The sequence below is a fragment of the Streptomyces sp. NPDC005281 genome, assembly GCF_040607495.1.
Lineage (GTDB): Bacteria > Actinomycetota > Actinomycetes > Streptomycetales > Streptomycetaceae > Streptomyces.
On sequence record NZ_JBEXGX010000045.1, the window covers coordinates 1 to 17,152 of the forward strand.

Consider the following 17,152-nt stretch of genomic DNA (forward strand, 5'->3'; position numbering starts at 1 on the left):
ACTTCGGCCATCTCCTCAGGTGTCACACCAGGTCAACGACACCCACGAGCAAGCAGACACGCCACTCACGAGTGAAGATGACCAAGCCCTACTAGTGCTGGATTCCTCTTTAGCTGGGTATATGTCCTGGTGGCGGGGTAGTTGAGGGTGCTCGGGGGCGGGTGCTGGGCGATGGTTTTATGGGCACGGCCGGAGCGTGACGAGGACGAGCGGGCTGTCGTCCGTCGCCTGGCGCGGGCACGGAAGGCACCGCGGGATGTGGTGATGCGGGCCCGGATGATCGAGCTGAGCTGGTCGGGGCTGCGGGTGCCGGCGATCGCGGTGGAGCTGGACTGTAGCCAGAAGACGGTCCGATGCTGGGTGCACCGCTTCAACCGATCGGGTCTGCAGGGACTGGATGATCTGGGTGGGCAGGGCCGAAAGCGGCGGATCACCGAGGAGGAGCGGTCCCGGATCATTTCCCTGGTCAAGACTGTGCCGCCGGGGCGGCTGCGATGGGAGCCCGTCGGAGAACTGTGGGCCTTTGACGAGTCCGGGCCGGCCGAGTGGACGCTGGATTATCTGGCCGCGCAGGCGCGGGCCGAGGGGATCGAGGTGGGCCGATCGCAGGTGCGCCGCATCCTGCTGGCCGAGGGCGTGCGCTGGCGTCGCACCCGGTCCTGGATGCGGTCGAAGGACCCGGACTTCGTCCCAAAAGGACAAGGATCATCGGTCTCTACACCCAGCCGCCCGACAACGCGACGGTGATCTGCGCCGACGAGCTGGGCCCGGTGATCCCCCGGACCTTCCCGCCCGCACCTGCCTGGTCACCCGACGGCCACCGGATCAAGGCGGAACTCGACTACAGCCGCGGACCCGAGAAAACCTGGGTCTATGGGGGCTTGCGTGTCCGGGACGGCCAGCAGATCACCATGGCCGCTTCCTCCCGCAACAGCGTCTTCTACCAGCAGTTCCTGCAACTGGTCGAGGACGCCAACCCCACCGGTGAGATCTGGATCGTCACCGACAACCTGTCCTCCCACAACAGCCTGTCCACCCGCACCTGGCTGGAGGACCACCCCCGGATCCGCCACGCGTTCATCCCGGTCGGCGCGTGCTGGCTCAACCTCCAGGAAGGCTGGTGGCGGATCTTCCGCAAGACCGCCCTGGCCGGGCGGTCCTTCGCCAACCCCGACGACATCACCCAGGCCACAGCCCTGGCCACCACACAGCTCAACTCCCGCGCCCGACCCTGGATCTGGGGCCGACCCGCCCCGCCCACCCGCCAACTACGACGCCGATATATGTACATCCAATGAGGAATCCAGCACTAGGGCGCGTATCGAGTCGTGATCAATCTGCGGGTTTCGCCCTCGCGGTGGGGCCCGGACCCGTAGACCGTCTTGAGTGACGCGAGTGCAACTGACCGACGCCGAGTGGGAGTTCATCGGGCCGTCGGCGAGTACGGTCCGTACCCCGAGCGGCTGCGGCAGCAGTTCGAGGGCGTGATCTGGCAGTTCAAGACGGGCGGGCAGTGGCGGGAGATGCCGCGAGAGTTCGGTGCCTGGTCGACCGTCCACAACCGCTTCCGCCAGTGGCGTGACGCGGGAGTCTTCGAGGCCCTGCTGGAGGGGCTGATCACGGAGGCCGCGAAGCGGGGCGAGGTGGACCTGTCCCTGGTCAGTGTCGACTCCACAACCGCGCGGGCCCGCCACGACGCCACCGGGATGCACCTGGACCAGGGCGTCCTCACCGCCAGCGCTTGTGGGACTCCATCGCGGAACAACACCCTGACGAATGGGCGCAGCCGATGCAGGCCGCGGCCCGGGTCTGGAACATGCACAGGCAGCACCAGCGCTGACCTCCGATACGGCCCCGCTCCTGGTGGGCTTCATCAGCCCCCGGACCGGCTCGACGCCGCTCGAGCGCGCAGCAGCACGAGCGGAACCAGCCGACCACGGAGGCCGCTGCGTGACCCGTGGATTCTTCGTCACCCTCGACGGTCTCAGGGCGTCGGGAAGGCGACGACGATCGCCGCGTTGCACCAGACCAGCCAAGGAGCTGCGCTTCCATGAAGAAGCCGCGGCGGCCCTCGAAGAGCACGGTGTCGGCGTACTGCGTTGATTCGTCGACCACCACTCCATCGGGGGTAGCCGGCAGCGTCTGGTTTGGCGGCCTTGGCGTGGCCGCGCGGGCTCCGAGGCAAGTCAGCGTAGGGCGGGACGGAGAGGGAGGTCCGGGGCGCCACGCATGTCACCAGCAGGATCACCGCGTGCGGGATGACAGCGCACCCGCTCCAGCTACTGGGACCTCTTACAGTCCGGGAGCGTCAAATCCGTTGAGGGCCCACAGCGCGCCGGTATACCACAGCACTCCGACGGCGCAGACGAGGACGCTGCCGGTGACCGGGAGCATCCAGCCCGGCAGGCGACGGCTGCGCACCACGAGCACCTTGGCGACGAACGCGCCGTACAGCACGCTGCCGACAACGGAGTGCAGCAAGACCCGCGTGGTCGTGGTCTCCACCCCGTAGGTGCGGACGCAGTGGTACGCGATGGGCAGCGACAGCAGGAAGGCGACCAATCCCAGCACACGGTGTCCGGTACGCACGGGGCGAGGCGCGGCCGCGAGGCCGGGAAGGCGGTGGTACATCCACAGAGCCAGCACGAGCTGGACGAGCGCAAGGCCGAACAGGGCGCTGCCCAGACGGGCCTTGAGGTCGACGGCGTCGGTGCCGTGGGCGCCGAACAGTCCCATCTCGTACTGGGGGCTGTGATGCCGTCCCGTCACCCAGATCGCCACCGCCACGGCGGCGCCCAGCACCAGCGCGACGGCGCCCCCTGGCGGAGCGTCGCCCGGAAGCGCGGTGTCCTTCGGTCATCGTCGCGTCCGCTGCTCGGCGACGGACGGGGCGGCGGTCAGCTCAAGTCCACTTTTTGGCCGCTGGTGTTGAGCACGTACCAGGCGGCGCCGAACTGGTTGAGGCCCTGGCCGTTGGTGTCACCCGGCTTGGAGTCTCCGGCGTACCCGTACAGCGGATGCCCGTTATAGGTGACCTGCATCTTGCCGTCGGACCGCTTCGTGGTGCCCAGCAGTGCGGACTTGGCCGAGCCGCTCGCCGTCGGGCTGCCGGACGTCAGCAGCGGTGGCCAGGCCGCGGCGCACGAGCCGGTGCAGGTCGACTGCGTCGACTTGTCCGCCTCGAACAGGTAGAGGGTGTTGCCCTTCGCGTCGGCCAGGATCGTGCCGAGCTTGCCTGCCGTGGCGGTCATGACCGCGGCCTGAGCACCGGCCGAGGCGCTGCTTGCTGCTGCGGACGCGCTTTGAGCGTAGCCGGACGCACTGCTCGTGGCCCCGTTCGACGGCGTCGCCGACGAGGACGACGAACCACTACTGCTGGAGCAGCCACTGGCGCCGACGCCGAGCACCACAGCGGCAGCGGTCCAGGCAACAACAGCCAGGCGGGTGCGCCTCATCACAGCTCCACAGCATCGCAGTGCCCCGGACGGCTGACCGACGCATTGGAGTCATGCTCCCCGCAGCTCCCGGATCCGCGTGCTCCGCAGCGCCGCAGCACCGGGCGATTTCGCCCAGATGGATGCCCCGACGACACCCGATTCCGGCACGGCCGATGCCGAGTGTGATCGTGTACGGCACTGGCCTACCTTGACGACCTGGGCTCGAGGAGCAGGACACGCCTCGGGCCCGTAGTCGGTGCTGGAGGGATCACTAACTGTCGTGCCCTTCCTGTTCATCGAGGAGTTGGGCACTCTCGGCTTGCTGATCGAGGTCGTCCTCGTGATCCTTCTCCTCGCTCACCAGCGCGGCGACGTCGTCGGTTCTGCCGACCGTGCCCTGCGCGTCACGTGTGGTGAGTTTGAACAGCTCGTCAACATCGACGTGTTGCCCCTCGTCTCCAGGCGCTACCAGGTCGAACGTTTGGCGGAGGAACTTTTGCAGAGCTGCCCGGGGGGCCTCCAACAACGCTGTTCCCTCAGGGGACTGCAGGGTGATGAAGACAACTTCCATTCCCACCGAGACGGCAGGCCGCATCTTCACATCCATGACACCAGCAGAGGTGCGCAGGCCAGCGGTGAGAATCTCACGAGAGAAGACCCAGCGCACGAGCTCGTTCGGGCTCGCTCGAAACCACGCCTCGATGGCGTAGGGATCCGACGACCGGTAGCGCAGCGTTGTCGGCACGGGCATGGAGGAACTGCTGGAGACCACCAGCCGCATGCGGACGTTGCAAACTACCTGGAACGCTTGGGAACTGCCCTTGGCCTTCGGCTGCGCCTCGTTCTGCCGGCGCCGATGCTCTAGGTAGCCGCGCAACAGAGAGTGCAGCCGGCCCAGGGTCCCGCGCACAGGTTCAATGGCACCGTCGCTATGAGGTTGCGTGCCGGTGGTGGCGCACCCCTCCAGTTCGGCCAGCCGCTTCTCGACGCGTTCCCGGATTTCGGCGCCGGTACGCGCGCGAAGCGCCGCCGCTCCGGGCGCGCCGAGCGAGGACCGCTCCAGCAGGGTCGCGAAGTCCGGTCCGCTCAAGCCGTCCGGTCGCCCACTCGTATCCCCGAGCTCTTGGTCCACGCGCTCCTGCAGTTCCGTGAGGTGTTCCAGACACGCACGAAAACTCTCGCGCAACGCTTCGGGGGCATGCAGTTCTGCCTCCTGAATCCTCGCGATGGCCTGTGCGAGAACCTCTGCGGAGCCTTCTTCCCGCTTCACGTGTCCTCCCTGCCATCCTGCGCCGTCGAGGGGGTGAGTCGATCTTCCGAACCGCCCTGCTGCGGTGGGCTCTTTCTCAGCCGAGACATACGCATGGCGACGGCCGCCGCCGAAAGGTCGAGATGCTCGCCGATTTCTTTGGTCGTGTATCCCCGCCACTTGAGGAAGAGGGCGGTCCGCGTGGTCTCATCCTTCACTTCGGCAAGCACCCGCCGCACAGCGTCATGGCCGATGGCCTTGTTCTCGGGTTCCTCACCGGGATGGCCTGCGACATTGTGCAACGCTTCGATGCCGTCCGGGTCACACGGTGGGCGCCGGGCGCGCTCCAAAGCCCAGCGGTCATAGACCCCGGCGAACTCCCGCAGGACGCCACCGACGAAGTATGTCTTCAGCGCCGCGCCACCGTCTGGGCGCCAGCCCTTGCCGGCGAGTGCGTTGCGTCGGTAGACGTGCAACGCCCGCGCGATGACCTCGCAGAGGAGTTCCTCCCGTTCGTCTGGGTCGGTGCGCAAAGTCTCCCCGTCCTGCAGCGTCCGGGAAGCCCGAATAGGCCGCCCCCGATCCGCGCACAAGGAGAAGATCTCCCCTGTGTAAAGCCAGTTGGTCACGATCGGGTAGGCATACTCGGTCAACGCCCGAGCAAAAAGACTCCAAACCGGGCCATCGAACTGTGCCGCTTCCAGGGCTTGGAAGAGGGCCGCATCGTCGGCCGCTCTCTGGCTGGTCTCGGCAGCGGTCGCGTCTGCGAGTTGAACAAGAGCAGCGGAGTCCTCCTCGATCCGCACTCTGAAAAGCGGGGGCTCTTGGGCGTCGGTGCCGACGCGCGCGGCTGGCAGTTGCTGGGCTCCTAGCGGCGGAGCCCCGTCGAACTGGTCGTCGGGCATACCTCTCCCTGCGAACCGATGCGGTCACGTTCTGAGAGCTTTGTAGGGAGAGAAACGCCCTACAGATAACGCGATCCCGAAAAGGAATCCCTGAACGTGTGAACCGCCACCAGGACGTGATGCAACAGCCGTGTCAGCCCCTACGACAACGGCATGACCCAAACTGTCGTCATCGCCACGGCCGGCGTGCTGGCCGTCCTCACCGCAGTGGAACATCTGCTGCGGACCCTCACCCGCCTGATCTGGACCTGCATACCGCTGGCCAAGGCATGGAGAGAGCTGACGGGGACAACCGAGCAGAACGCGTCAGCCCAGATCCCACCCGAGCCCGAGCCACGTCAACTACTGAATAGGTCCCGCCCTAACCACCAGGCCCGTCAGTCACCCCTGGCTCTTCCCGGCACAATCCCACCTCCCGCCACCTCCTGCGCAACGACCGCATCATCGGCCGCGCACGTTCTAAGGCGGCGATCTTGCTTCGTGGTGGGTGGCGGGAAGCATGCTGAGACGGCCAGCGAGGCGCACAAGGCAGGCACCCTGGCCCCTGCCAGAGCGCTACGGGAGCCCGGGGGGCTGAGGACCCTGGGCCGGGCGCGAAGCCACAGTCCTCAGCACGCGCGCATCAGACGCGGGCCCGTGTACGCGATCGCTGGTGAAACGATCTCCAACGCTGGCACACACGGCGCGGTCAGAGTCGAAGAGGCGCGTGCCGATCTCCACCGGGCCATCAGAGGTGATGCCCAGATGGTGGGGATGGCGGCCCAGCACTCTTTGCAGAAGTCTGGGCCCCATCCCCTCCCGTATTGCAAACTGACCTGCAGATGCATGATCGAGGCATAGCGGGCGGGGGACGACATACTGGATGTAACGCTGAGGAATGCTCACTGACGACGTCACCGACAAGGCGGGCAACGCCCCCGCCATCACCGAGGACGACCTGGCCCTCCTGCGCCGAGCACTGATCGCTGAGCCCGAACTGCTCGGCCGGGCAAGCCTGGTCAACAAGGCCCCGTCGGAGGGCCAGATGGGATCCGGCATCGAACTGCTGACCATTGCCATCGGCAGCAGCGGCGCCGTCACCGCCCTCATACGCTCGCTCCCCACCCTCCTCAAAGCCTGGCGGGCGGCGGCCACGGTGGAGCTCACGCTGCCCGACGGCCGCAGCGTGAAGGTCACCGCCGACTCCGCCGATGACACCCAGACACTTTTGGACACCGCGCTGCGCGACCACCGCCAGCCGTGACCCTCCGCCGGCCGGACCCCCGGGGCTCCCGCGCGGTCCTCATCGGCACCTCCCGCTACGACAGCGACCTGCCGGATCTCCTCGCCGTACGCAACAACCTGGAAGTCCTACAGGAGCTGCTGACGTCCGACGCGTTCGGCGGCTTCCCAAGAGGGCGGTGCACTGTTGGAGCCACCGGTGGAGGGATACGGCCTCGCCTGGCAGCGGCGACCCGCGGCAAAGGCGCATGTCGCGCCCCCCAAGCGGTATCCCCATGCAGCGGCAGTACGCGGCCGCGTCGTCGGTGCTGCTGCCTCCGGCCCGATCGGACGGGGAGGAATTGGTGTTCTGAGGCCCGCGACGGGGAAACCACATTCAACTGGGCGGAGTCCGCTCGCGATAGCGGGGCGGCCACCTCCTCGGAGTCCGCCCGAAACGCTGAGCACGGGGAGTTTCGGGGGTAAAACGTGAAGCCGCGTCTGGTGTTCGTGCACGGCATCGGTGGACCACGAAATCCCACCGCCGAACTGGACCTGTGGTTACGCGCGTTGGCCGACGGCGCCCGCGACGCAGGGCATGCAAGCCGAGTCCTCGATCTGATCCAAGGCTGGGCGGCCGACACCCGCTTCGCCTACTACGGCGACCTGTTTCGAGACGCTCAAGCGCAAGGCGGGACCTCCACGGCGGACGACGACGAGGCCGTGTTCGTACGGGAGATGCTCACAGCAGCCGTCACCGAACGGCTGGAAGATCCCACCCACGGCGAAGAGATTCCGGTGCTGCGCCATGCCCAGGCACAACTCGGGCCCCGGGGCGCTCCCCAGGGACCCGGCTCGGTGGCCCGCCAGGTGCTCGGCGCCGCCAACACCCTGTTGTCCGTGCCCGGACTGCGCAGCTTCGGCGGCTGGGCCAGCGCCCGCCTGATGGTGGGTCACCTACGTCAGGTAGCCCGGTATCTGGGGCGTGGTGAGCCAAACGTGGAAGGTCTCACCCTCGACACCAGGATCCGCCGCCGTCTGGAGCGCGAACTGGACACCGGCGGGCCCACCATCGTCGTCGCGCATTCACTCGGAACGGTGGTGGCCCTCGAGACACTGGCCGCGTATCAAGGGGACGTCCCCCTGCTGGTGACCCTCGGATCCCCCATGGGAATGCGCGCGGCGGTGGGCCTGCGGATGCGCCCCCAGCCGTTACGAGTTCCCGGCTCGGTCGGCCGATGGCTCAACTTTTGGGACCGGGACGACCTCGTAGCCGTACGTCCGATACTGGAGAAGACCGTCAGCCCCAACGCGCGCCGCGTGCTGCCCCGCAGCAGACGCGTCGACTCGGACGGCATCTCGGTGCATCCCGCCGTCAAGTACCTCGCGCAGGCGCGCGTCGCCGGACCCGTCGTCGAGCAGCTTCAGGCGGTCACCCCTTCATGAGCGCCTCGATGCCACTTCGGCACGCCCTCGTCATCGCCCCGCAAAACACGGACCTGGGACTCCTGAGCGAACTGGAGGACGCCGCGCCCTCCCTGCGGGACGCGCTCACACACCACTGGACGGGAGGATGCACACGCAGCCCGTCGGTCACCTCGGCGCTCTTGTACGGCGATGCCGCCCGCAAGGACGACATCGAGCGGGCGGTGCGGACCGCGGCGGTCAGGGCGGGCGAGGCCTGCGCCGTCCTCGTCGTCGCGTTCCTTGGCCACGGCATCACCGACGGGGACAACCCCGGGCTCCACCTGATGGCCGCGGACTCCCAGGAGGACTGGATCGGCTCCGGAGTCGACGTCGGACAGGTGTTGACGGACATCCTCAGAACCCCCGGGCTTCCCGGGCTGATAGCCCTGGTCGACACCTGCCACGCGGGTGGCGCGATGCCCGATATCCGAGCACTGTCCGCCGGGGTCCGCAGGGGAGCGACCAGGTTCGCCCTCCTCACGGCGGTCGGTGCCACCGAGGAGGCGCACCGGCTCGCCTTCAGCCGAGCCCTGGTACAGGTACTCGCGGAGGGGGTGGTCGCATCCGGTGAGTTCCTGCGTCCCGACGAGGTGATCAAGGCCATACGGGATGTGGTGCAGGACCAGACCGCCCACTTGGCCGAACACGACGGCACCCGATTCGGCGCACCCCTATGGATCGCGCGCAACGCCAGCCACTTCAAGGGGATCGCATCGGTCCTTGGGCCCATCGCGACCGAGAAGCTGGAGGAGGCACTGGCCCCCATAGGCGGCTCGGAGCTGCTGCCGACACCCGTGACCGACCTCCTCGTACTGGAACGGCTGCACGAGGAACTGAGCCGCCGTACGGCCCGCGACACGACCGAACTGGCCTGGGCCCTGCGGGTCGTCGACGGTCTGCGCGCCGTGCTGCGTACCGTCGATCTGCTCTATTCCTGGTCGGGACAGCCACTAACCACCGACCGGCTCAAAGACGCCCTCCGGTCGGCCGCCGGACTACCCGAGAAGGAACTGCCCCAGACTCACGGCAGCGAACTGCTCCGTGACGCAGCGGAGTTCCTCCGGTTTCGGGCCCGTCGCCCCGGCGAGTCACCCACAGCGCGGCTCGCGGCCTTCGTGGCCGCGCTGGCCGGCGACGAGGGCAGAACCGAGGACAGCCCCGACCTCACCGCCTGGGCACGCGCGGTCGGCGCCAAGGTCGAACTGGGCGATGCCTTCGAGGCCCAGCGCAAGCAGCGGGACAAAACCCGACTCCGGCTGATCGTGAGCCTGCATGCCGCTCTCGCCGATGAATGGCCCGAGACCCTCGAGGCATGGCTGGTGGACGGCGCCCAGGTGCACGCACACGAGACCTTCGATTGCCGGCCCGACCAACCAGGTGCCGAGACGGCGCTGGCCCGGGCGCTCAAATGGGGCTCCCAGGCGGCGGGCGGGGAAGCAGGAGCGCTCCGTCGCGTCGAGGTCGCCGCGTCCGCGCCGCTGCTGCTGCGCTGGCGGCCAGAGCTGACCAACTTCGGTGAACGGCTCGGCGATCGGTACGACGTGGTGATGCGCTGGAGCGAGCGGCTATGCCCGCCTGAACACCTCTTCTGGATCAACTGGCGGGCCCGGGAGAAACTGACCGCGATGCGCGAGACCGGAGCGGAACACGCGCCGGTGGACTGGCTCAGCCCGCAACTGACCAAAAACCCGAGCGAGCTCGTCGAGCGGTTCCTGCGCGGTATGTACGTTCAAGCCATCGGACTGGGGCACCGGCCCAAGGACTTCGAGCAGGTCATGGAGGTCCTCTTGGCGTACGCCCCCATCGTGCTTTGGCCCGGTGCGGAAGGCCGCATGCCCGGCGGCTGCCGGACCAGTCTCGATCAGTACTGGAATCTGCTGCCCACAGAGTTCAGCGAGGCCTACCGTCGCAGCTGGGGCCCGGCAGGTCGGGCCGGACGCGAGCGCCGGGATCACCTGGCCCTGTGGCGGAGTGTGTGGCACGACCACGAGTGGCTCGACTTTTGTGACTGGTTCGAGCGGATCGACGAACGGGGAGAGCCCGCATGACTTGGCAGCCCTATTTCGTGGGCGACGGCGTTCCGCGCGACGTCGATCTCGGTGATCCGCCACCGTGGCGGAGCTTCCCACGCCAACCCCTGCACCGGCAGTTCCAGCCGCCGCCAGGACTCGTCTCCGCAGTCAACGCCGCGCTGGCGCTGCGCCGCCCGCTGCTGATCACCGGTCCGGCAGGCTCGGGCAAGTCCACAGTCATCGAACAGGTCGCGGCGGAACTGAAGCTGGGCCGACCGCTGCACTGGCACATCACCTCGCGCAGCACGCTCACGCAGGCGCTGTACCGCTACGACGCGCTGGGCCGCATCCACGCGCAGCGGCTCTCCGGTCCCCAAGGCAGCGACAACATCGCACCGTTCCTGCAACTGGGCCCCCTGGGAACCGCGCTCCTGCCGGCCCAGCGTCCCCGGGCACTGCTGATCGACGAGATCGACAAGAGCGACCTGGACCTGCCCAGCGATCTCCTCGATGTCCTGGAGCGCGGAGAGTACGAGATCCCCGAACTCGCCCGCTATACGGAGAGGCTCGTATCCGTGCGGCACTGGGACAGCGACCAGGACCGCAGCCCTGTCGAGCGCGGTCGCATCCAGTGCGACCGCTTTCCATTCGTCGTGATGACGAGCAACGGCGAACGCGACTTCCCCGCTGCCTTCCTGCGACGCTGCATCCGATTCACAATGCCGACGCCGACGCTCGAGGCGCTGCGCTCTGTGGTCGAAGCCCATCTGAACATCGGTACGGATCTGAAGCAGAGCACCGCAGTCGACGAACTCATCAGGTCGTTCGTCGCGCGCGTGGCGGCCGGTCAGAGCCTGGCCGTGGACCAGCTGCTGAACGCGGTGCACCTCCTGACCGGCGCCACCGCGCTGTCCGACGCAGACCGCCAAGAGCTCCTCGACCTGGTGCTGCGCGAGCTGTCCCGTGCCTGAACCGGGCCCTTTGGAGGCCGACCCCTTGGGGCAGGTAGTGGCGGCGATCCATACCGTGGCGCCCGGCCTCGACGGCACGGCCCTGGCCGACCTCCTGTGGCTCGCCTCCCGTATGAGCGAGGCGGGGGGACAGGGGCCCGCCACCACCATGCCCGTGCCACCGAGCGAGCCCCGCCGGGAACCACGGCCGGTTCCCGGGGTTTTGGCCCCCGAGCCCGCGGCGCAGCCGCAGGCACACGAGCACCCCTTACACGAGCGGCTTGCCGCAGCGCCCGCCCGGCTCCGCGGTGACGCGGTCGCGCTGTCGCGGGCGGGGGCCCTGCCTGATGGGCTGCCGCTGACGCGCGCCCTACGACCGTGGAAGCGGCCCTGGCCCCGCGGGCGCGAAGACGAGCTGGACATCGACGCGACGGTGGACGCCTATGCCCGCAGCGCAGAACTTGTGCCGGCGTTCCGGCCCGCCCCCGAGCGGTGGTTCGGGCTGGTCTTGGTGGTGGACCGCTCCCCGACGATGCAAGTATGGCGGGAGGTGATCGACGGCTTCACCGTCGTACTGGACCAGCTCGGTGCCTTTCGGACCCTGCAGGTGCGCGACCTCACCTTCGGCGAGCGAGGGCCAGAACTCCGGGACGGGCTAGGACGGTTGACCGGACCGGGACAGTTGTGCGCGCCAAACGGGCGCCTGCTGGTGGTGGCGGTGTCCGACTGCGTGGCCGCGGGATGGCGGGAGCCAGCCGTGTGGCGGCAACTGCGCGCCTGGTCGCGGTCGGCACCCGTGGCGCTACTCAACCCCCTGCCGGTGAAGCTGTGGCGAAGGACGGGGCTCGATCTGCCGACGGTCCGCGTGCTGCCCGGGCCACCAGGCGCGCACAACACCCAGCTGTCCTTCGATCAGCCCCTGCTGCCCGGCGCTGGACCCGACGCCGAGGACAAGGGCACCTGGCTGCCCATACCGGTACTGTCCATGTCACCGCATTCCCTAGGTCGCTGGTCGCGCACCCTGATGCGCACGGCAGCCGAGGGATGCGGCGCGGTCCTGGTCCCGCCCGGGGGACGACCCGCCCGCCGTACCGACCTGCACGGCGAGCCCGTCACGACGCAAAGCTCCGCACGGCCCGTTCCACCACCAGCGGTGAGATTCCTTCGCACGGCCTCACCCGCCGCCGCCCGCCTGGCCGAACTGTGCTCGCCCTTCGACAACCTGAGCATCGCCCTGCTGCACCTGATCCGCCAGGAACTGGTGCCCGAGGCGAGTGTGGCGGACATGGCCGAACTGCTCGTCAGCGGGCTCTTCCCGGTCAGCACTGACCAGGGCGGGGGTGCGGCGCTCCGGATACCTGAGGATGTGCGGGATCAGCTCCAGGACGGAGTCACCGAGCACCAGATATGGCAGCTGAACAGAGCTCTGAGCCGTTACCTCTCGTCCCGCCCGGGAGCGAGCGGGCAGCTGACCGCAATCGTGCCCGGCCCAGAGGGCGACACGGACGTTCCGGCCGAACTGAGGTCGTTCGCGCAGGCATCGCAACGGACACTGGAACTTCTGGGACTGACGGCCGCCCGGCGGGGACAGAGGAAAGAAGTGCGGCGCAGACAAGGCTGGACGGACATGGCCACAGCCGTCACCCAGCCGCCGAAGGCGGGACTTCGCCCACACACGACGGAACGGGAACGAGTGGTGGACAACCGGCCGTATTTCTTCCTGAGTTACGCACACACGCCGAGCTCAGGATCCAGCGCAGGAGACCCCGACCACTGGGTATCCGCCTTCTTCCGCGACCTTTGCGACCACATCATGGCCCTCACGGATCTGCCCGCGGGCTTAGCCGCGGGGTTCATGGACCGGGAGATGCGTTCTGGCGACGGGTGGCCCGAACGGCTCGCGGAGAACCTCGCCGCCTGCCGGGTGTTCGTCCCATTGCTCTCGCCGCGCTACTTCACGAGTGAGATGTGCGGACGAGAGTGGTACGCGTTCAGCGAACGTGTTCTACAGGCGCGTTCCTCGGGTGCGTTTGGACCTGCGTCGCCGATCGTCCCAGCCCTGTGGACGCGGGTCGAATACGCCCAGCTACCAGACTCCGTGCGCCATCTCCAAGTGGTCTCGGCGGAGTTCGGGAAGCCCTACATGGACAGCGGGCTCTACGGATTGATCAAACTCAACCGGCTGCGCGACGAGTACGAGGAGACTGTTTTCCGGCTAGCCCAGCGCATCGTGCAGACCGCGCAGGAGTTTTCGCTGCCTGCGGGCGTGCCGCGTGCTTACGAAAGGACCCCCAGTGCTTTCAAGCCGCGTGGCCAGGGCCCCCGGCGCATCCACCTGACCGTGGCGGCGCCCACCCGGGACACCATCCCACCCGGCCGCGACGTGCGCCCCTACGGCGACACCGCCCATGACTGGAATCCGTACTTCACCGAGTCCACCAGGCCCATCGCGGCCCTCGCGGAGGAGCTCATGCGAGCCCTCGACTTCCGGGTCACCGTCTCCTCTTTGGACGACTACGACGCCATGAGCGAACCCGCCGACGACGAGGAGTGGGCGAACCAGCCCAGCATCCTTCTCATCGACCGCTGGGTACTCACGGACAGCGCACGCCGGCGAAAGCTCCAACTCCTCGACGCCCGGTCACGACCGTGGGTCCGCGCGATCGTCCCCTGGAACCGTGTCGACGTGCAGTGTAAGGAGGAGGAGGGCCGCGTACTCACGCACGAGCTGGAGAACACCCTGCCGCTCACCCTTGACCGAGGCCGCCGTGCCGAGTCCCGTATCGCCGTGAACGGACTACCAACGCTTCGGTCCTTCGTCGACGAGCTCCCCTCGGTCGTCGCCCATGCGACCCGGCACTACCTCGAGCATGCCCCGTCGCATCCCCCCACCGGCCCTTACACCCCACGGCCCCGCCTCATGGGGCCCGCGCTCCCGTCCTACCGCCACCCCGCGGACACGGCGCCCGAGACCGGAGACGACGCATGACGACGCCGCAGCACGGGCGCATTGTCACCTTCTACGCTTCCTCGGCCACCGGCGGATACTCACTGCCGACCGCGGTCCGTCGGTCAGCAAATGCTCGCTGGGCAGCCGCTTTCTGGCGACCTCGGCATGTGGCACCGCATCCTCTCCGACGACATCAGCCGGGACGACAAGATCGCCCCCTCTCAATCGGACTGATTCATTCCACTACTGACAGGCTGTGGTCAGGTATAGGGTCTCCGCTGCTCAGGCCGTTGGAAGCGGTGGGCACGATCTTCGGGGCGCGGAGGCACAGTGGACAGCGAACGCTACATACCTGACCCCAACCAGACGATGCACCCCGGTACAGGCCGGGTTGAGCGGTACAACGACACCAACGGCGCCGTCTACGAGACCACTTGGCACGACGCCCACGGGCACACGTACACAACTGGCCACCAGTTGGGGCCTGCTGAACGGTACGGTTACGACTACGTGGGTGGAGCCCCTTCCGCCACGCGGCCGCAGACCTCGTGGCAAGCCCCTGACGTAGTGCCTGCTGTGCCGAGTGATGACCACTTCATCAACACCTCTCCGGATCGGAATCGGGGCAGCGACGACGAGGGCGAGCAAGGCCTCAGTGAGGGTTTCGGCATCCTCGTTCTGGTGGCCTTGGGTGTCGTTCTGGGGCCTTTGATCCTCGGCTTTTTCGGCGTTTTTGGCGTCCCGCGGAGAAGTAGATGGCTGGGCTATTTCCTCATCGCGCTTGAGCCTGGGTGGCTGCTGTGGCTCCGGTACTGGCTCGCGGATGATGCGTCAATGTGGCCTGCCGTTGTCCTGACATCGATACCGTTCGCTGTCCTGGCGGTGGCGTGGGCCGTCAACGACTGGCGTGTATTGCGGGCGCGGGCCACTCGGTCGTGAGTTCATCCGACCTTGCCGCTACGGCGGACCATGCTGAAAATCCTTACCGCCTGCCGAACGTGCCTGTGGCGGCGGATCGTTGCCGTTTCTCCTGCACGGCGAGGGCCGCGTCGAAGGCCCGCCGCATCCGCGGTCCAGCGAGAAGCTATTCCAGGCGGCGTACGACTGGGCACGGCCGCTCGCCGACGCCGAATGCATGAAGCGGCATCGGGTCGGCATCAATGTGAACATGGCCTTCGGCGCCGGCGCACAACGGCCTGATCGTCGGTCTCGGAGCTCCGGTCTATCTCACGCAGCCAGTGTTCGATGCGAAACTGCCCGGCTCGTGGCTGGCCGACCTTTCGTCCTGTGTGCAGGGCGCAGGGAGAGCGGGGCGTGGCTGTTCGGTACGCCGGGCCTGCTGGGTGGCGAGCCGCCTGGCCTTGCCGTGGACCGGTTCGCCGAAGGTGCTGGGGCCGCCGCCGGCCCTGGCACCTTCGGCGCCGGATGATGGCCTCGTCCTTGGGGTACGACGCGGATACCACCTGCCGCTCGGCGGCGTCGAGGCCGCGCAGTACGCGGTGACCGGGAGGTGGGCTGGGTTTGGTCAGGCGGCGCTGGGGGCGCCAGCGCCGTGCCCGTCACGGGTGATGAGCACGGGCCCCCGTGCTGGCCTGTTCTGCTTTCGCGCGACAGCCGGGCTGGCGCCGCCCGGTGGCTTGCGCAGTGTCACTGCCCTGCCGCCGTCTTGCGGACCCTGCCTTGGGCTGAAGGTGCTCTTGGCCTGTGTGTTCTGGGTGGCGATAGCGCCTGGTCCCGCCTGGACCATTCCGGCGTGCAGAAGATCTGAGCGGATCGGGGCTTCGCCGGCTGCCTCGTTGAGTGGTCACGCACGATCCTCGGCCTTGAGCTGGAGATCGTGCGCAAGACCCCGGACCAACGCGGATTCCAGGTCCAGCCCAAGAGATGGGCGGTCGAGCGCACCTTTTCGTGGCTCATAGCCCACCGCCGCCTCGCGCGTGACTACGAGACCGGCCCGGCCCGCTCAGATACCATGATCCGCTGGGCGATGATCGCGTCATGGTCCGCCGACTCATCCGTGGCCGACCGGCGACGCGTCCCGGCCCGTGCTCGTTTCTGCGAGACGTTCCGTAGGTCCCCCGGCCGCCTTCCCTTTCATGAGAAATGTCCTGAGCCGGTGCTCTATGGAGCCAGGAAGCGTTCGGCCCTCTGTTGCAGGTCAGGGGGCAGGCCGGTCAACTTCGAGACGATCGCACGAAACTCTCGGCCGAGTTCGGGAAACTCGGCGGCCCAGAGCGATGGGTTCCTGGTGAAGACCGCGGACAGCAGATCACCTTCGTACATGTGCCCCTGCGCCATCGGGTTCTCGCGCAGTACCTCCAGTGCCAGTGGCAGGAGGTAGGGCAGGCCTATGTCCTGCCTGATCAATAAGCGCATGTCCTCGACGGTCAGTTCGCCGATCGGCCGACGCCGCAAGGCGTGTGCAGTAGTGACAAGACGAGTGTCGTCGGCTGACGGGGCTCCAGCGGGCGCGTTCAAATTCTTCAAGGGAGCGGTCATGATTCAAGGGGCGCGTCGCCAAGGGATTGTCTTACGACCAGATCTCAAACGCGGTCCGAGCCACTCGGCCTCTGTGGTCACCCATTTGGCCCTGTCGACTTGCGCCGCGCGTATCAAATCGTACGGTTGCGATGGTGGTGATTGTAATTTTCGGCGACTGTTCGTTCGTGCCCCGTCTGGACAGACGCCTGACCCGTAGGGAAATGAGGAGATCTTGAGTACTCAAGACCTTTCGCAAATCCTGTCCAGCCTTACGGCGGACAAGATATCGGTTGACGAGCAGGGCAGGGTGGTCATCGACGACCCTCAGATCGCCGCGCAGGTCAGAGACGCCGCGGGCAAAGAAGTCCTTGCGGCCGATCCATCCAATGGAAACTGCGGCAGCGGAGGCTGCAATACGGTGTTGGGGTGTTCTACCAATACGGCAATTCACTGCGGCGCGCTCAAGGCGGTAGAGGCATAACTGCAGCGGTCCGGACTCAG

14 protein-coding genes and 3 pseudogenes are annotated in these 17,152 nt (G+C 67.6%); 12 read left to right on the forward strand and 5 right to left on the reverse strand.

All coding sequences use genetic code 11. The features are described 5' to 3' along the window. The first annotated feature begins 171 nt into the window (after positions 1 to 171). From ABZV42_RS37960 to ABZV42_RS37970, 3 genes and pseudogenes are all read left to right on the forward strand, one after another. Positions 172 to 747: a helix-turn-helix domain-containing protein gene (locus tag ABZV42_RS37960; protein ID WP_356056161.1), complete on the forward strand. Its 576-nt coding sequence runs from the start codon at positions 172 to 174 to the stop codon at positions 745 to 747. Beyond that, positions 744 to 1,298 carry a transposase gene (locus ABZV42_RS37965; protein WP_356056076.1) on the forward strand — a complete coding sequence of 185 codons (555 nt, stop codon included), beginning with the start codon at positions 744 to 746 and terminating at the stop codon, positions 1,296 to 1,298. The genes ABZV42_RS37960 and ABZV42_RS37965 overlap by 4 nt, the downstream gene beginning before the upstream one ends. A gap of 88 nt (positions 1,299 to 1,386) precedes the next feature. Further along, a pseudogene (locus ABZV42_RS37970) lies at positions 1,387 to 1,736 on the forward strand (transposase); the annotation flags it as partial. 556 nt (positions 1,737 to 2,292) lie between these two features. Here the strand turns inward: ABZV42_RS37970 and ABZV42_RS37975 are convergent. From ABZV42_RS37975 to ABZV42_RS37990, 4 genes are all read right to left on the reverse strand, one after another. Then, positions 2,293 to 2,802, reverse strand: coding sequence for a DUF6529 family protein (locus ABZV42_RS37975; protein WP_356056078.1), 510 nt, complete (start codon positions 2,800 to 2,802; stop codon positions 2,293 to 2,295). 95 nt (positions 2,803 to 2,897) lie between these two features. Beyond that, positions 2,898 to 3,251: a hypothetical protein gene (locus ABZV42_RS37980; RefSeq protein WP_356056080.1), complete on the reverse strand. Its 354-nt coding sequence runs from the start codon at positions 3,249 to 3,251 to the stop codon at positions 2,898 to 2,900. A gap of 457 nt (positions 3,252 to 3,708) precedes the next feature. Then, entirely contained in the window at positions 3,709 to 4,707 is a 999-nt protein-coding gene (locus ABZV42_RS37985; RefSeq protein WP_356056082.1) for an SsgA family sporulation/cell division regulator, read from the reverse strand. After that, positions 4,704 to 5,591, reverse strand: a complete 888-nt coding sequence (locus ABZV42_RS37990) for a hypothetical protein (RefSeq protein WP_356056084.1) — start codon at positions 5,589 to 5,591, stop codon at positions 4,704 to 4,706. The genes ABZV42_RS37985 and ABZV42_RS37990 overlap by 4 nt, the downstream gene beginning before the upstream one ends. A gap of 877 nt (positions 5,592 to 6,468) precedes the next feature. On the opposite strand from ABZV42_RS37990, the gene ABZV42_RS37995 reads away from it, so the two are divergent. The 8 genes and pseudogenes from ABZV42_RS37995 to ABZV42_RS38030 form a co-directional block, all read left to right on the forward strand. Next, positions 6,469 to 6,834, forward strand: a complete 366-nt coding sequence (locus ABZV42_RS37995; RefSeq protein WP_356056086.1) for a hypothetical protein — start codon at positions 6,469 to 6,471, stop codon at positions 6,832 to 6,834. A gap of 446 nt (positions 6,835 to 7,280) precedes the next feature. Further along, the gene (locus ABZV42_RS38000) at positions 7,281 to 8,237 is read left to right on the forward strand and encodes an alpha/beta hydrolase (protein ID WP_356056089.1); all 957 of its coding nucleotides are present in this window, start codon (positions 7,281 to 7,283) and stop codon (positions 8,235 to 8,237) included. Between the two features lie 8 nt (positions 8,238 to 8,245). Continuing rightward, positions 8,246 to 10,306, forward strand: coding sequence for a hypothetical protein (locus ABZV42_RS38005; protein WP_356056091.1), 2,061 nt, complete (start codon positions 8,246 to 8,248; stop codon positions 10,304 to 10,306). After that, complete coding sequence (locus ABZV42_RS38010) at positions 10,303 to 11,241, forward strand: AAA family ATPase (RefSeq protein ID WP_356056093.1); 939 nt, start codon at positions 10,303 to 10,305, stop codon at positions 11,239 to 11,241. Before ABZV42_RS38005 ends, ABZV42_RS38010 begins: the two co-directional genes overlap by 4 nt. A gap of 25 nt (positions 11,242 to 11,266) precedes the next feature. Continuing rightward, entirely contained in the window at positions 11,267 to 14,209 is a 2,943-nt protein-coding gene (locus ABZV42_RS38015; RefSeq protein ID WP_356056096.1) for a TIR-like protein FxsC, read from the forward strand. Between the two features lie 291 nt (positions 14,210 to 14,500). Continuing rightward, positions 14,501 to 15,109, forward strand: a complete 609-nt coding sequence (locus tag ABZV42_RS38020; protein WP_356056098.1) for a hypothetical protein — start codon at positions 14,501 to 14,503, stop codon at positions 15,107 to 15,109. Positions 15,110 to 15,245: 136 nt separating this feature from the next. Further along, positions 15,246 to 15,453 (forward strand): annotated as a pseudogene (locus tag ABZV42_RS38025) (transcriptional regulator); the annotation flags it as partial. Positions 15,454 to 15,962: 509 nt separating this feature from the next. Beyond that, positions 15,963 to 16,163: pseudogene (locus tag ABZV42_RS38030) on the forward strand (IS5/IS1182 family transposase); the annotation flags it as partial. Between the two features lie 128 nt (positions 16,164 to 16,291). On the opposite strand, the gene ABZV42_RS38035 reads toward ABZV42_RS38030, so the two are convergent. Then, the gene (locus ABZV42_RS38035; protein WP_356056100.1) at positions 16,292 to 16,585 is read right to left on the reverse strand and encodes a contact-dependent growth inhibition system immunity protein; all 294 of its coding nucleotides are present in this window, start codon (positions 16,583 to 16,585) and stop codon (positions 16,292 to 16,294) included. Between the two features lie 298 nt (positions 16,586 to 16,883). Here ABZV42_RS38035 and ABZV42_RS38040 point away from each other — a divergent pair, with 298 nt between their 5' ends. Beyond that, complete coding sequence (locus ABZV42_RS38040; RefSeq protein WP_356056102.1) at positions 16,884 to 17,132, forward strand: hypothetical protein; 249 nt, start codon at positions 16,884 to 16,886, stop codon at positions 17,130 to 17,132. Positions 17,133 to 17,152 lie beyond the last annotated feature (20 nt).